12 protein-coding genes and 5 tRNA genes are annotated in these 14,112 nt (G+C 68.9%); 8 read left to right on the forward strand and 9 right to left on the reverse strand.

Annotation, left to right across the window (positions count from 1 at the left end; all coding sequences use genetic code 11):
• Window positions 1-54: 54 nt before the first annotated feature.
• The 5 genes from K7W41_RS05600 to K7W41_RS05620 all read right to left on the reverse strand — a co-directional run bounded on the left by K7W41_RS05600 (window position 55) and on the right by K7W41_RS05620 (window position 887).
• Window positions 55-126, reverse strand: a tRNA-Phe gene (locus K7W41_RS05600).
• 4 nt (window positions 127-130) lie between these two features.
• Window positions 131-250: transfer RNA gene (locus tag K7W41_RS05605), tRNA-Arg, on the reverse strand.
• A gap of 12 nt (window positions 251-262) precedes the next feature.
• Window positions 263-411 (reverse strand) — tRNA-OTHER (locus K7W41_RS05610).
• 23 nt (window positions 412-434) lie between these two features.
• A tRNA-OTHER gene (locus tag K7W41_RS05615) sits at window positions 435-575 on the reverse strand.
• Between the two features lie 234 nt (window positions 576-809).
• Window positions 810-887 (reverse strand) — tRNA-Leu (locus tag K7W41_RS05620).
• Window positions 888-1,480: 593 nt separating this feature from the next.
• Between K7W41_RS05620 and K7W41_RS23465 the strand changes: the two genes are divergently transcribed.
• Window positions 1,481-3,688, forward strand: a complete 2,208-nt coding sequence (locus K7W41_RS23465; RefSeq protein WP_263489560.1) for a VWD domain-containing protein — start codon at window positions 1,481-1,483, stop codon at window positions 3,686-3,688.
• Window positions 3,689-3,803: 115 nt separating this feature from the next.
• Here K7W41_RS23465 and K7W41_RS05635 read toward each other — a convergent pair whose 3' ends face one another.
• Complete coding sequence (locus tag K7W41_RS05635; protein ID WP_224606190.1) at window positions 3,804-5,363, reverse strand: DAK2 domain-containing protein; 1,560 nt, start codon at window positions 5,361-5,363, stop codon at window positions 3,804-3,806.
• 43 nt (window positions 5,364-5,406) lie between these two features.
• Window positions 5,407-5,739, reverse strand: coding sequence for an Asp23/Gls24 family envelope stress response protein (locus K7W41_RS05640; protein ID WP_224605563.1), 333 nt, complete (start codon window positions 5,737-5,739; stop codon window positions 5,407-5,409).
• A gap of 120 nt (window positions 5,740-5,859) precedes the next feature.
• Between K7W41_RS05640 and K7W41_RS05645 the strand changes: the two genes are divergently transcribed.
• Window positions 5,860-7,188 (forward strand): M17 family metallopeptidase, encoded by a 1,329-nt coding sequence (locus tag K7W41_RS05645; protein ID WP_224605564.1) that lies wholly within the window; start codon window positions 5,860-5,862, stop codon window positions 7,186-7,188.
• 70 nt (window positions 7,189-7,258) lie between these two features.
• Here the strand turns inward: K7W41_RS05645 and K7W41_RS05650 are convergent, their stop codons facing one another.
• The gene (locus K7W41_RS05650) at window positions 7,259-8,179 is read right to left on the reverse strand and encodes a DUF4032 domain-containing protein (protein ID WP_224605565.1); all 921 of its coding nucleotides are present in this window, start codon (window positions 8,177-8,179) and stop codon (window positions 7,259-7,261) included.
• Between the two features lie 240 nt (window positions 8,180-8,419).
• Here K7W41_RS05650 and K7W41_RS05655 point away from each other — a divergent pair, with 240 nt between their 5' ends.
• From K7W41_RS05655 to K7W41_RS05670, 4 genes are read left to right on the forward strand one after another with little or no spacing between them, the layout of a single operon-like run.
• Window positions 8,420-9,016 (forward strand): sulfite oxidase-like oxidoreductase, encoded by a 597-nt coding sequence (locus K7W41_RS05655; protein WP_224605566.1) that lies wholly within the window; start codon window positions 8,420-8,422, stop codon window positions 9,014-9,016.
• Window positions 9,003-9,611, forward strand: a complete 609-nt coding sequence (locus tag K7W41_RS05660; RefSeq protein ID WP_224605567.1) for a mismatch-specific DNA-glycosylase — start codon at window positions 9,003-9,005, stop codon at window positions 9,609-9,611. The genes K7W41_RS05655 and K7W41_RS05660 overlap by 14 nt, the downstream gene beginning before the upstream one ends.
• 13 nt (window positions 9,612-9,624) lie before the next feature.
• Window positions 9,625-10,404: a hypothetical protein gene (locus K7W41_RS05665; protein ID WP_224605568.1), complete on the forward strand. Its 780-nt coding sequence runs from the start codon at window positions 9,625-9,627 to the stop codon at window positions 10,402-10,404.
• Between the two features lie 42 nt (window positions 10,405-10,446).
• On the forward strand, window positions 10,447-11,802 hold the full coding sequence (locus tag K7W41_RS05670) for an HD-GYP domain-containing protein (protein ID WP_318010896.1): 1,356 nt from the start codon (window positions 10,447-10,449) through the stop codon (window positions 11,800-11,802).
• A 301-nt stretch (window positions 11,803-12,103) separates the two neighbouring features.
• On the opposite strand, the gene K7W41_RS05675 is transcribed toward K7W41_RS05670, so the two are convergent.
• Window positions 12,104-13,012: a carbohydrate kinase family protein gene (locus K7W41_RS05675; RefSeq protein ID WP_224605569.1), complete on the reverse strand. Its 909-nt coding sequence runs from the start codon at window positions 13,010-13,012 to the stop codon at window positions 12,104-12,106.
• Between the two features lie 216 nt (window positions 13,013-13,228).
• Here K7W41_RS05675 and K7W41_RS05680 point away from each other — a divergent pair, with 216 nt between their 5' ends.
• Together K7W41_RS05680 and K7W41_RS05685 are read left to right on the forward strand one after the other, a co-directional pair.
• A complete protein-coding gene (locus K7W41_RS05680; RefSeq protein WP_224605570.1) occupies window positions 13,229-13,531 on the forward strand; it encodes a hypothetical protein in 303 nt (100 codons plus the stop codon).
• Window positions 13,532-13,817: 286 nt separating this feature from the next.
• The gene (locus K7W41_RS05685) at window positions 13,818-14,099 is read left to right on the forward strand and encodes a hypothetical protein (RefSeq protein ID WP_224605571.1); all 282 of its coding nucleotides are present in this window, start codon (window positions 13,818-13,820) and stop codon (window positions 14,097-14,099) included.
• Window positions 14,100-14,112: the final 13 nt, after the last annotated feature.

A 14,112-nucleotide genomic window follows, 5' to 3' on the forward strand; every position in this document is an offset into this window, starting at 1 on the left:
GAGTTGGCAAACCGGTGATGTTCCGGTTTGGCAACGGAACAGACGGAATCCGTATGAACAGGGCAGGAATCGAACCTGCATCTGCTGGGCTTCAGCCAGCCGCTCTGCCATCTGAGCTACCAGTTCACGGGGGAACGGGTGGGAGTCGAACCCACGACCTCTCGATCCGTAGTCGATAAGCCAGTGCCTTCGGCCCAATCGGGCAAGGTGCGGCGCTGGCAAAGTGCTCTAACCGCTGAGCTACCGTTCCAGAAAAAGGGTGGGGGACGGGCGGGACTTGAACCCGCAGGTCTTGCGACCAATGTTCCAGATCAGCCTTCACTCTCGGCCCGCTTTGACAGGCAAGGGAACGCAAAGGCAGAGCTTCTTGGAAGAAGCCACATTCGTGTTGACCAGTTCCACCACCGTCCCCACGGTGATGTTTGAAGAGGTAATGCAGCGGGGCGGGATTCGAACCCGCGACCCATTGATGAAAAGGTAACCTTGCATTGTCGGCCCAGAAGCGGGCAAGTGGCTGTGGAAGGAAACTGCCCTTTCAGGTAGCCAATTGCTCTACCAGCTGAGCTACCCGCTGCATAGTTAAAGTTGGAGCGCCAGACTGACTGAGCGAAGGCCGAAGACCCACAGGCCTGCAGCGCGCGCAAGCTGCGTTGCCTCTCCCGGGAAACCGGTCAGGTTGTCTTCCGCAGCGGGTGGCGCGCTTGTCTGGAGGGGGATCAAGAAGGCCTGCTGCGTTTGGGCCGTGGCCCACGCAGGGCAACATCTGTCTGGGGGACCGGACAGCCACCGGGATGGGCCCGGATCGGGCCTGGTGCTCCGGGCTGGACTCGAACCAGCACTGACACGGTTCTGAGCCGTGTTCCTCTACCAAGTTGGGATACCGGAGCATAGGAGACCTCGTGGGGGCCAGAGCAGCCGGGAAGATAACCCTTGTGCTTCGGCCCACAGGTTGGGCAAGGGTGTGCAAAAGGGACACATAGTCCCGTGGAGCAGGTTGGTCGGAATTGCACCGCCGTCACCGGACGGTTGCCCGGCATCTTGCTGACTAGAAGAAACCTGCGTGAAGGTGGGGTGGACAAGGCAGAGCCATGAGCGGATGTCCTGGAAAGGGAGAACTCATGGCCTTCGGCCCACCCGGAGGAGTGGGACACCCAATCGGACTTGAGGGGCATGTTTCCTGAGCGAACATCAGGCGCCTTGACCTCTGGACGAGGGGTGAGTGAGGTTGACCGGGCAAAGGGGCGACAGAGGGATCGTGGGAAGGATAACCCTGGGTCTTCGGCCCAGTCAGCGGGCACGGGGGAAGTGTAGGGGGCCGGCGGGCGCGCCACATTCGCTGGGTGGCGTAAGAGGCGTGTACGCCATTCAGCGGGGCCTGGCGGCGCGGTCATGGTCGCCTGCCGGACCGATCACGGGGCGTTCATGGGGACCTGTCTACCCTGGGCGCACCCTGGCCGGGCGCCAGGCAGGAGGAAGGACCATGACGAACACAACGCAAAAAGGGCGGTTCCTGAGACTCTGTGGCCTGGTCCCGCTGACACTGCTGGGGGCCGCCAGCGCCCAGGGCCTCACGGCGCCGGGCAGCGCGCTGCAACCCCTGCAACCGGTGGTCAATCCCAATCTGGTGCGGGTGCTGGCTGGCCCGGCGCTGGTGGTGGTGCCGGAGGACGGGGCCGTCACCCTGGTCTGGACTGCCGACCCGCGCGTCTCCGGGTACGACGTATACCAGGGGGGCCAGAAGTTGAATGCCCGGCCCGTGTCCAGCAGCCAGGAGGCCGCCGCGCTGCGGTACCGCGTGCCGAACCTGAAAAATGGTGTGCGCTACGACTTCCGGGTGGTGGCGCTGGGGGACGCGAAGGTGGCGGCCTCGGCGTCCCCGGCGCCGGTTTCGGGCGGGCCGCTGGTGTGCGCGCGCTACCCCGTGCAGGGCACCGATATGGGCGTGCAGGCCCAGAACGTGCAGGTGGGCAGCGGCGCGGCCACCGTGACTGTGAACGGCCTGACGCTGGGCGCCAGTGGCGGCGGCCTGTACCAGGGCACCCTGCCGGCCCCCGTGGCGGCGGGCAGTCCCCTGGCCCTGCTGACCCGGGTGGGCGAGTGCCTGGTGTTCGCCACCGACCGCGTGCCGGAACGCCCCATCCTGAATGCCCCGGCGGCGGGGACCAGCGTGGCCCCGGGCGCGGCCCTGCCAGTGGCCTGGACCTCGGCCAGTAATCCGGCACGCTTTGTGGTGGCGGCGACCTGGGTGGCGGACGGCGTGGGGCACGGCTGGCGCTCGGGCGACCTGCCGGGCAGCGCGCGCAGCTTCAGCCTGCCAGCGGGGACGCTGCCGGCGGGGCAGACGGTGAAGGTGCGGGTCTACGCCTACAACGACGGGGCGGGGGCCTTTGTGGGCAGTTTCACCCCAGACTCGCGCATGGCCATTCGCAACGGCGACGAGGCCGGGCGGGACGTGACGGTGCAGGCCGCCGCGCCCAACCCGCCGGCGGTCAGCTGGGGCGACCCGCACCTCATCTCGCTGGATCAGGTGGCGCTGGAATTCCAGGCCGTGGGCGAATTCGACCTGACCCAGGCCAGCACCGATGACTTTCGCGTGCAGGCCCGGCAGCGGCCCTGGGGCGGCAGCCGCGTGGTCAGTGTGAACACCGCCATTGCCACCCGCATGAACGGCCAGAAGGTGGGTGTCTACGCCGGGCAGATTCCGGCCCTGCGCCTGGGGGATGCGGGCGTGCGCACTGAGGTGCCCGTGGGGGGGCTGGACCTGGGCGGCGGTTTCCGGATCACGCAGAGCGGCAACCTCTACACCCTGGCCTTCCCGGGCGGCGAGCGCCTGGCGATCACCAACAACGGCGCGTACCTGGACGCCCGCCTGACCCTGCCCGACAGCCGCCGGGGCCGCGTGCGCGGGCTGTGGGGCAACTTCGACGGCAACCTGACCAACGAACTCACCACGCGCGGCGGGGTGACCCTGCCCGGCCCAACAGGTCTGGGCGAGCTGTACGGCACGTTTGGCAACAGCTGGCGGGTGCCGTCGGCCACCGAGTCGCTGTTCGTGTACGACGACGGCGAACGCTTTGGCGGCTTTGACGATCCCACCTTCCCGGCGGCGGCGCCCGCCGTGCCTGCCGGGGCCGCCGCCAGCGCCGAGGCCACCTGCCGCGCGGCGGGCGTGACCGACCCCCTCTTGCTGGACCGCTGCGTGACCGATGTGGCCCTGACCGGCAATCCCCGCTTTGCCGCCAGCAGCGCCGAGACCCAGCCCCCGCGCGACCAGGTGCGCCTGGCCCTGCCTGACCTGACGGTGACCGCCTTTAGTGCCGTCTACAGCGGGGTCTGCCGCGCCGGCCAGGCCCTGGTGACCGCCCAGGTCACGGTGCGCAACGTGGGCGGCGCCCCCAGCCCCGCGCGGCCCGACGTGGGCGTGGTGCAGGTGGTGGACACCCGCGACGAGGGCCAGCCCAGCGGCTACCGGGGCAATGGGGTAGGCCTGGGCGCCCTGGCCCCGGGCCAGAGTGCCACCGTGACCATCCCGGTGTACTTCCCTTCCACCCAGCCCGCCGACGCCCCCGGCGCCCACACCTACGCCGCCCGCGTGAATTTCGGCGCCTACTTTCCGGAAGCCAGCACGGCGAATAACCGCTTTGGCGGGGTGCAGACGGTGACGGTACCCGCGGGCGATTGCCGGTAGGGCGGTGGGTGGTTGGTCGGAGGTTGTGGGAAAAGAGAGGGGGCCAGCGGTGTGTGCCGCTGGCCCCCTCATGTGGGGGGTGGTTCTACTCACCACTGACCACTCACCACTTCCCCTATTCCAGCGTCACCAGATAGTCGTACAGGTCCGGGCCACCCATGTGGGTTTCGACCTCGGCGTCGCCATACGCTTCCGAGATGCGCGCGGCCAGGGCGTCCAGGTCCTCCTGGGTTTTTTGCGGGCCACCGAACACCGTGATGATCTCCTGGCCTTCGTGGTGGCGCCCCAGCATCTCCAGCACGCTGTCTTCGGGACTGCCGCCACTTTGCACCAGTTCGTCGTCCTTCAGGCCAATCACGTCGCCCTCGGCAATCTCCAGGGTGCGTCCGTCCTGCACGGTGATGCTGGTGGTGCGGCTGGCGCGCGTGACCTCCAGGGTGGTAACCGCCTGGGCGGCCTCGGTCATGGCGTCCTTCAACTCCTCGGCGGGGGTGTCGGGGCTGAAGTTCAGCGCGGCGCCCATCCCCTGGCCCAGGGTGCGGGTCGGGATGACTACGGCGCGGCCGTCCATTAGCTCCATCGCCTTTTCGGCGGCCATCAGCACATTCTTGTTGTTGGGCAGGATGATGACTTTCTCGGCGCTGACCGAGCGCACCGCGTCCACAATGTCCTGCACGCTGGGGTTGGCGGTCTGCCCACCCGACACGATGCGCGCGCCCAGTGAGCGGAACAGCTTGACCAGCCCGTAGCCACTGGCCACCGCCACCAGGCCGCTGGGGGCAATTTCTTCTTCAGCGCGCGCCGCCGAGCCCGCCATGCCCAGGATCTCGGTGTGCTGCTCGCTCATGTCCTCGACCTTGGTTTTCAGCATCTTGCCGTAGCGGGCCACGGTGGCCAGCAGCTGATCGGGCTCGTTGGTGTGGATGTGGCCCTTCACGTAGCCCTCGGCGCCCACCACCAGCAGGCTGTCACCGTAAGGGCTGACCAGCTCGCGGATTTCCTCGATGGGCTTGGTGGCCTCGCTCATCAGGAACTCGGTGCAGAAGCCGAATTCCTCGTTCTCGAACTGCTCCTGGGCATACGAGGTGATCTCGGGGGCCGGGGGCAGCGCCTCGCCGCGCAGCTGCGCCAGCATCCCCTGCACGATGTACAGGTAGCCCTGGCCGCCGCTGTCAATCACGCCCGCCTGCTTGAGCGCGGGCAGCATCTCGGGGGTCTGGTCCAGCAGTTCCTGGCCCCGGAACAGGGCCTGTTCCAGCACGGTTTCAATGTCCTCGCCCTGCGCGCCCTCGGCCACACCGCGCGCCACGGTCAGGATGGTGCCTTCCACCGGCTTCATCACGGCGCCATACCCCACGCGCTGGGCCGCCTGGAAGGCGCGGCTCAGGCCAGCGGCATCCACGGTCTTCTGGTCCTTGATGACCTCCGCAAAGCCCTTGAGCAGCTGTGAGAGAATCACGCCGCTGTTGCCGCGCGCGCCCAGCAGCGCCCCGTAGCTGATGGCGCGGGCCACCTGGGCCATGCTGCTCTCGTCGCAGGTGTCCAGTTCGCGGCGCACCGACTGCATCGTCAGGTGCATGTTGGTGCCGGTGTCGCCGTCAGGGACCGGGTACACGTTCAGGGCGTTGACCTGCTCGCGGTACACGCCCAGCCAGTCGGTGGCGTAGCGCAGCATGCGGGCCAGATCGGCAGGCTGCAGGTGGGTGTGGGGGGTCACTTCAGACACGCTGCACCCCCACGGCATGCACGCGGGTGGCGGCCAGCTCCAGGCCCGCCTGGGTTTTCACGGTGTGTTCCACGCGCTCGGCAATGTTGCGCGCCACGGTGGGAATGCTGACGCCGTAGGCCATGACCACGTACAGGTCGGCCGCATAGCGCGCGCCGTCCTTGGTGATCACCACGCCGTCACTGACCTGCGCGCGCCCCAGCACGCGGCTGAGGCCTTCTTTGAGGTTGGCGGGGGCCATGCCCACCACGCCCGGAATCTCATGGGCGGTGAGGCCGATCAGGGAGGCCAGCGCCGCCTCGGTGATTTGAATGGAGCCGTTCACAGTAAAGGGCAGTATAAGGGGCGGTAGAAAAGGGAGCGGGGCGCGGGGTGCGGGAAGCGGGAGGGCCGGGGTGTCTGGCGTGGGTGAACAGGGCGGGGGCGGGCGTGGTTTACTCCGCGCATGTCACTTGTGAAGACGCTGGAGCGTGCAGACCTTGCGTTGGTGTGGGCGGGCCCCGAACAGACGGAGCGGCTGACCCAGGGCCTGAAGGCGGGTGAGGTGCGGCTGCTGGCCCGGACCGAAGATGGGGACGAGGCGGTGGCCCTGGCCCCCGCAAGCGCCCGGGAGGCCCGTGACCTGGGCGCGGCGCTGGCCGGACTGGCGCGTGAGCTGAAGGCGGCCTCGGTGAAGGTGCCGGCCACCCCGCACGGCGCGGCGCTGGCTCAGGCGGCCCTGGCCGAAGGCTGGCGCGAACGGCGCTACCGACAGACACCGGGCACCACCCCCTCTCTGCTGGTGGAGGGCCTGAGCGACGAAGCCCACGCGCGCCTCAGCGCCCTGAACGCGGGCCTGACCTTTGCCCGTGAACTCACCAGCGCGCCCGCCAACGTGCTGAACCCCGTCACCCTGGCCCGCGAGGCCCGGACCCTGGAGGCCCTGGGCCTGGATGTGGACGTGTGGGACGGCGACGACATTCAGGCGCGCGGCATGGGGCTGCTGGCCGCCGTCGCGGCCGGGAACGCGACTGGCCCGCGCCTGATCCGCGTGACCTTACCCGCCCGCGGCGAAAAAACAGCTGTGCTGGCGCTGGTGGGCAAGGGCATCACCTTCGACACGGGCGGCTATTCCATCAAGCCGGCGGCGGGGATGAACGGCATGAAGAACGACATGGGCGGCGCGGCGGCGGTGCTGGGGGCCATGCGCGCCCTGGGGGAACTGAAGGCGCAGGTGCCGGAAGGCGTGGAGGTGCGCGCCTACGTGGCCGCCGCCGAGAACATGGTGGGCCCGAACGCCATGCGCCCCGGCGATATTTACCGCGCGGCCAACGGCCTGCATGTAGAAGTCACGAACACCGACGCCGAGGGCCGCCTGGTGCTGGCCGACGCCCTGACCGTGGCCTGCGAGGAAGGCGCCACCGAACTGGTGGACCTCGCCACCCTGACCGGCGTGAAGGTGAGCGCCCTGGGCAACGACATTGCGGCCCTGTTCAGCAGCGACCCCGCCCTGACCGCCCGCCTGAAAAGCGCCGCTGAGGCCGCCGGCGAGCACGTGTGGGAACTGCCCCTGCACCAGCCCTACCTGAAGGGCTACCAGAAAAACACCGTGGCCGACCTGAAAAACAGCGACATGAACCCGGCGGGCGCCAGCATCAAGGCCGCCCTGTTCCTCCAGCAGTTCGTCACCCGCCCCTGGGCCCACCTGGACATCGCCGGCAACGCCACCCGTGAGGAAGTGGCGACGGGCTGGGGGGTGGGGACGCTGGTGGAATACGTGTTGGGGAGGCTGTAGGTCGTGGGTTGTATGCTGTAGGAAAAGTCCACCTCCTTTCCTACAACCTACGTCCTACACCCCACATCCCTTACACCGCTGGCCCCAGCTTCCCCCGCAGCAGCAGCTGCACGCGCTGGCGCAGGCGTTTGTAGATAGGCGGGGCGTACTGGGTGCGGAACTGCACCGTGGCTTCCTCGCTGCCCACGTCGTGGCCGCCGTGCTGGGTCAGGAAATAGCGGTGGTCCATGATCCACAGGTACAGGTCCGCCTCGGTGCGGCCGGGGAAGTGCGCCATGACGTCGTGCTTGCCGATGTTCTCCACAATGCGGCAGTACAGGCGGCGGTACCAGCTGTCCACGGCCTCTTCCCAGGTGACGGGCGGCAGGCCCGCGCGTTCAGGCTTGCGGTCCAGAAAATACTGCCGCGTGCGGATGTGCTCCAGCAGCTTTTCGTAGCGCCCCGGCGTGGTGAACAGGATTTCATGGTGGCCCGGCACCACCCGGTCGAGGTTGGTGGCCTTGAGAAACTGCGCGTACTCGCCCTTGATGATCAGGTCCTTGAGGGTGTCGCCTTCCTCGGGGGGGACGGTGACCTGCAGTTCGATCACGTCGGCGTCGATGTATTTCTGACCCTGGCGCCGGGCGACGGAAACGCGGTGGTTGCCGTCCTTGACGAAATACAGCTCGCCCACCTGGTACACCTGGATGGGCGGCAGTTCCTTGCCCTGCAGCTGCGCGCTGCGCACGCCGATCCAGCGTTCGTCCAGGTGGCGCTCCTTGGGCAGGTAATGGCGGTCAAACTCGCGGTAGCGGTCCACCGACCCGATGATGTGGTCCACCTCGATGGTTTGCAGGCCGCGCGCATACTCGCCTTCGGGGGCCAGATGGCGCACCCAGTCAAAGGGCAGCAGCTCGTTGGGCTGCCGGCGCAGAATGGACAGCAGGTCGCGCACGTCACTGAGAAAGCGCGCGCGTTCTACCTCGTGCCGGGCCTGATCGAATGCGGACATGGAATCTCGGCTCCTTGGGGTGCCCTGCGGTCAGGGACGCAAGTCGGCCGGGTCGCCTTCGTTGCCGGGGGAAAGAAAGAGCCCCGGTCGCTGGTGTTCAGGGTACACCAAGGGGCGTCAGGGGCGTGTGATGAAAGCCCCGGGGGCGGGGCAGCGGCGCATAAGACAAGCCTTAAGGCAGCCCACACATCGTAGGCTGGACCCTGGGCAGCGCGGGCGGGGCGGGGGTTGAATGCGGCCATGCTTGGCAAGTTCTTCAAAAAGCCCGCCGACGACCTAGGCGGCCGGGTGCCCCCGGGCCAGAGCCTGACCACCCGCTTCCCGGTGCTGACCTACGGGCCCACCCAGCACTACGCCCCGCAGGACGTGGCCGTGCGGATCTTCGGGCTGGCCGAGGAACACACGCTGACCTGGGCTGATCTGCTGGCCCTGCCCCAGACCACCCTGACCTACGACATTCACTGCGTCACGCATTGGAGCAAGCTGGACACCACCTGGACCGGCGTGCGCGTCACCGACCTGATGGCGCACGTGCGCCTGAAGCCCGGCGCCACCCACGTGATGCAGCATTCGGTGGGCGGGTACACCACGAACCTCAGCCTGGACGACTTTTTGCGCCCCGATAATCTGCTGGCCCATACCTTCGATGGTCAGCCGCTGGACGCCGAACATGGCGGGCCGCTGCGGCTGGTGGTGCCGCACCTGTACTTCTGGAAAAGCGCCAAGTGGCTGAGCGGGCTGGAGTTCATGGACGCCGACCGGCCCGGCTTCTGGGAGCGCAACGGCTACCACATGCGCGGCGACCCCTTCAAGGAAGAGCGCTATGACGACGACTGAGCCGACAACTGGGCCGGCAGCAGAAGGCGCCCCCGGACCCGACCTGACCAGTGGCGGCGAGTACCTCGTGCCGGATGTGCTGCGCCCCGGGCTGACCCTGGTGCTGGTGGGCACGGCGCCCAGCCGCATCAGCGCGCGGGCGCGGGCCTACTACGCCAACCCTGAAAACCGCTTCTGGCGCACGCTGCACGAGGTGGGCCTGACCCCCCGGCAGCTCTCTCCCCACGAATACCCCCTGCTCCCTGAGTACGGTATTGGCCTGACCGACGTGGCCAAGCGGCACTCGGGCGTGGACGCCGCCCTGCCGACAGACGCCTGGGCCCCCGAGGAACTGCGGGCCAAGGTGCGCCAGTACCGCCCGCAGGTGGTGGCCTTTACCAGCAAGCGGGGCGCCTCGGAAACGCTGGGGGTCAAGACCGGTCGCCTGCCGTATGGGCCCCAGGAGACCACGCTGGAAGGCGCAGAACTGTGGGTGCTGCCCAGCACCAGCCCGCTGGGGCAGACCTACTTTCAGCTGGCCCCCTGGCAGGACCTTGCCGCGCGGGTGCAGGCGCTGCGCTGCGGGGCGGGAACCTCTGCGCCCGCTGGCCCGTAACCGGGGTATGGCTTTGCACACTCCGCGACCCCTCCGGTCTGGTGCGGCCCGGCGGCTGCTCCGGGCCCCGCTGCGGCTGACCCGGGCGCTGTGGCGCGCGGCGCAGCCCTGGCCGGCCTCTTCTGGCGATCCCTGGGCCCTGGTCCCCCAGACCGGGCGGGGCACTGGTCTGCGCCGGGTGGCGGGACTGGGGGCCCTGGCCCTGTTGACCCTGGTGGGGCTGTCGTTTCTGGGCACCCTGACGGTGCTGCTGGGGATCGGCGTGGCTTCGGGCAGCGATCTGGCCGGCTGGCTGCTGGGCCTGACCCTGCTGCTGGCGGCCGTGCTGCTGGGCTGGGCGCGGGGCCGGGCGCGCCAGTGGCAGGCCCAGGCCCACCCGCTGCCTGCCTCAGACGAGTTGGGGCAGTTGCGGGCCCTGCACGCCCAGGCGCGTGCCCTGCCGCGCTCGGACCGCGCGGCGGTGCTGGGGGCGCTGCAGGCCACCGCGCAGGCCCTGCAGGCCACGGGCGGCGAGGGCACCCTGACGCGTGACGCCTTTGACGCCCGGCAGGCCGCCCGCGAGGACCTGCCTGAACTGCTGGCCGCCGCGCGCCGGGGGCGGGGCGCCGTGCAGCCACAGCTGCAGCTGATCGAAACGCGCATGACCGCCATTGCTGAACGCGGGCGCGCCGCCCAGGCCCGCGCCGCCCAGGCCCAGGCCACGTACCTGCAGGACAAGTACGCCGCCGGGGACACGGCGCCCGAAGAGCCTGCTTTTCTGGAAGCTGGGGGCAAGTCGCCCCCCAGGCGTTAAATTTCGAATAGACGGTCGGGGGCGGGTGATACACTGCGCAGCGTGTTCCCGCCAAGCCTGTGGACGAACCTGCTGCTGATCGGCGCAGCCGCCCTGCTGGGGTATGCCACGGTTCGGGACCTCCACGGCCTGATGATTGCCGCCGCCCTCCTGATGGCGGTGCTGGCTGCCGGACGCCGGGGCGGGGCGCGCTGGGTGCCGCTGGGCGCCTACGCGCTGGCCTTTGTGACGTCGCTGCTGCTGCCGGGCCCCACGGCGGGCCTGCCGGACCTGGGCGCCGCGCTGCTGGCCCTCCTGAGCCTGGGCCTGCTGACGATGCGCGAGCAGGCCAACGCGCGCGAGCTGACGTGGCAGCGCAACACGGTGGCCGCCCTGCGCGCTGGCAGCGAGCGTCTGGCCGACGCCCGCGACGCCGACGCCATTATTCGTGCGGGGATCGGCATTCTGGACAAGCTGCAGGTGGCACCCAACCTGGCGTTCGTGGCCTACCGCAAGGGCACGCCGCACATCCTGGCGGCCACCGGGGCCTTTGAAGCCTTTCTGGAGCGCCCCATTCACCCCAGCGACAACGACAGCCGCAGCGTGCAGGCCGATCACTGGGTGGCCGAAGAGGTGCTCGCGCTGCTGGACAAGACCCAGCGGCGCGTCTTTCATGTGGCCCCGGTGTATGGTCGGGCCTCGAACCACCTGGGCGTGGTGATTCTGGCCCGGCCGATGCCGGTGCTCTTTGATGAAGATGAAAAGGGCGTGGTGGGCGCGTTCTCGCGGCTGCTGGGCGCGCAGCTGGGCCAGTGGCAGGCCATCCGCGACCTGCGCGACGCCAACGACCTGACCCTGCGCTCGCTGGGCGCGGCCCTGGAACGGCGCGACGACGACACCGGCGGCCACACCATGCGCGTGGTCAGCATGAGCGTGCGGCTGGCCCGGCGCCTGGGCTGGGACGAGGATCAGGTCAAGGCCCTGCGCTGGGGCGCGTACCTGCACGACCTGGGCAAGCTGGCGATCCCCGACGGCGTGCTGCACAAACGCGGCCCCCTGAGCCCCGACGAGCGCCGCGTGATCCAGACCCATACCGTGATCGGCTACGACATGCTGCAGGACCTGCACTTTCTGCCCGCCGAGACGCTGGATCTGGTGCGCTACCACCACGAACGCTGGGACGGCACCGGCTACCCCAGCGGCCTGCGCGGCCAGAACATTCCCGACACCGCGCGCCTGTTCACCCTGATTGACGTGTTCGACGCCCTGACCAATGCCCGCCCCTACAAACCCGCCTGGACCCGCGAGCGCGCCCTGAACGAGATTCGTGCCCAGGCCGGGCGCCAGTTTGACCCGCAGTATGTGGACGCCTTCCTGCGCATGATGGCCGAACACGACGACGCCCATCTGGTGATGTAGGGCTTGGGGGAGGGGCCAGAGAGTGGCTCCGTCTGTGGCACGACTTTGCGAGCAGCCCCCGTCGCGGCGCGGGGGTTTGTGGGTCGCTGCCTTACAAGTAGCGAGAGGGGAGAGGCTCAAGAGCGAACCCCGTCTTTGCAACCACGGCACTCCACCCTGGTGGGGTCACCACTGCTGAGCGTCACGGCTCTTTGGCCGGAACGATTTGTAGGTGAGCCTGGGAGGCGCTCTGACTTCTGCTTTGCGAAGGTCAAACAGCGGCGTGAGAGGAGGTCTTCACTCCTCCCCGACCACCACCGCGTTACGCCGGGGGCAGGGCGGCGAGGTCCTGCCGGGTGGGGGCGTAGGCGCCGGGGTGGGTACAGGCGGCGGCGGCGGCCTGCAGGCCCAGGCGCAGGTGCTCGGTCCACAGGGCGTCCGGGTGTTCGGTGGCGCTCACCAGCAGGCCCGCGCACAGGGCGTCGCCCGCGCCCACCGTGTCGGCCACGGGCACGCGCAGCGCACTCAGGCTGGCCTGCCCGGCGGCGTGGTACAGGGTGGCGCCCGCTGCGCCGCGCGTGACCACGATGGGGGCTTTGGCATTCAGGCCGCGCAGATGACGCAGCGCATCGGCCTCACCCTGGCCCGGGAAGAAAAAGGCCAGATCCTCGTCGCTGAATTTCAGCAGGTCGGCGCGGCGGGCCACGGCCTCGAACACAGCCGGGTAGTTGGGATGCCGGTGGGTGATGCGGGCATTGGGGTCAAAGCTGATTTTGACGCCCGCGGCCCGCGCGGTTTCCACCAGCCCCAGCAGGGTATCGGCCAGGGGCCAGCGGCTGAGGCTGATGCCGCCCACATGCAGCCAGCGGGCTTCGCGCAGCCAGCCGCCGGGCAGGCCGGTGGGGTCAAAATGCAGGTCGGCGCTGTTTTCGCCCAGAAAGCGGTAGGCGGGCGGGTGGGTGCGGTAGACCACGGCCATCAGCGTGGGGGCCGGCACGCGCTGCAAGAACCGCAGGTCCAGCCCCGCTTCTAGCGACGCGCGGGCCAGATCCTCCCCAAAATTGTCCTGCCCCACGGCGCCCGCAAAGGCGCTGGGCACCCCCAGGGCCGCGCAGGCCCGCGCCACGTTCCAGCCCGCGCCGCCAGGGTGGGCGGTCCAGCGGTTGTCACCAGCGGTCACAAGGTCGGTCAGGGCTTCGCCGGCGCTCACGATCAGGGGCAAGGGGGCCATGCGCTGCATGCTACAGCGGCCGTCTTTCACTCCTTGGCGTCTGGTCTGGGTGCCGCAGCCGGCAGAAGCTGATCATGAGCTGATCACGCACGGGGCGTCACCATGCCCAGCAGGCAAGAGGACACGCGGGCGTCTCCCTGACCGGGGGAGGACAGGGGCCGCCCGCGTCCACCTTGCCCACCCTGGCCGCTGTCTGCCGCCCTGGAGGTTGTGCTGATGTCTGAATCCCCTGAGTCTGAATTGACCCTTCGCCATTCCCCTGCGCCCCACGACCTGCTGGCCCTGGCCGAGGAGGTGGCGGCCCTGCACCGCAGTCTGGAACGGCTGGCCCACGCCGATCATCTGGAGCGGCTGTTGAAACTCATTCCGCGCCCCGGCTGGACCACCCCGGCAGAATACGAACTGGTGCGCGGCAGCGTGGCCCACATGCAGATGCATGTGCGCGCCCTGCACGACGCCCAGGCCGCCCTGCTGCGAAGCGCGCAACTGGTGGGCGGGCGAAACCAGCAGGCTGGTTGAAAGGCCGTGTGATTCGGGCTCCCGTCCATCTTTGGAAGCACGCAGAACAGAAGAGGACGTTGCTCTCCTGCGGCGACTTCCACGTCCACTGCCCGGATATCCCTTTCCTGCTCCTTCTCTGCTGGACGGCTCTGCAAATCTCTGTGGGTGGAGAAATTCCGCAGCGCCTGACGGAATTTTCGGGGGCCGTATGACCCCTGCGGTGCAATCATCGGCCACCCGTGCAGAAAGCGCTTAGGCCACCTGACGGATTTGCGCTTGTCGCCAGCTTTCTAGGCTGGTGCGGATGCCGACCAAACCGCAGGCCACAAGGCGCCCAGCAAAGAGACGAGGGTGGTTGGAGGCGTGGGCGACCTTCCGGCGAGGTCTGGGGCATGCGGGCGTGGCCCTCAATGGGCTGTTCGGGCAGGGCACGCTGCCCCCGCCACCGGCGCCCCCTGTGCAGCACTGGACGGCGCCGCCCCTCCCTGAAGACGAGCTCAGCCGCGCCTTCCGCGAGGTGCTGCGGGAAGATCAGGCGGCGTCCCCACCCGTCCAGAAGACGCCAGACGCGGACGGATCGGCTTGAACTTGGGGATCTG

The organism is Deinococcus multiflagellatus, assembly GCF_020166415.1.
GTDB classification, from domain to species: Bacteria; Deinococcota; Deinococci; order Deinococcales; family Deinococcaceae; genus Deinococcus; species Deinococcus multiflagellatus.

What these genes read in the sequence shown, in the direction of transcription:
- K7W41_RS23465 (WP_263489560.1), top strand. Translation starts at nt 1,481, where the DNA reads ATGACGAACACAACGCAAAAAGGGCGGTTCCTGAGACTCTGTGGCCTG.
- K7W41_RS05635 (WP_224606190.1), bottom strand. Translation starts at nt 5,363, where the DNA reads ATGCTGCGCTACGCCACCGACTGGCTGGGCGTGTACCGCGAGCAGGTC.
- K7W41_RS05645 (WP_224605564.1), top strand. Translation starts at nt 5,860, where the DNA reads ATGTCACTTGTGAAGACGCTGGAGCGTGCAGACCTTGCGTTGGTGTGG.
- K7W41_RS05650 (WP_224605565.1), bottom strand. Translation starts at nt 8,179, where the DNA reads ATGTCCGCATTCGATCAGGCCCGGCACGAGGTAGAACGCGCGCGCTTT.
- K7W41_RS05655 (WP_224605566.1), top strand. Translation starts at nt 8,420, where the DNA reads ATGCTTGGCAAGTTCTTCAAAAAGCCCGCCGACGACCTAGGCGGCCGG.
- K7W41_RS05660 (WP_224605567.1), top strand. Translation starts at nt 9,003, where the DNA reads ATGACGACGACTGAGCCGACAACTGGGCCGGCAGCAGAAGGCGCCCCC.
- K7W41_RS05675 (WP_224605569.1), bottom strand. Translation starts at nt 13,012, where the DNA reads ATGGCCCCCTTGCCCCTGATCGTGAGCGCCGGCGAAGCCCTGACCGAC.
- K7W41_RS05680 (WP_224605570.1), top strand. Translation starts at nt 13,229, where the DNA reads ATGTCTGAATCCCCTGAGTCTGAATTGACCCTTCGCCATTCCCCTGCG.
- K7W41_RS05685 (WP_224605571.1), top strand. Translation starts at nt 13,818, where the DNA reads ATGCCGACCAAACCGCAGGCCACAAGGCGCCCAGCAAAGAGACGAGGG.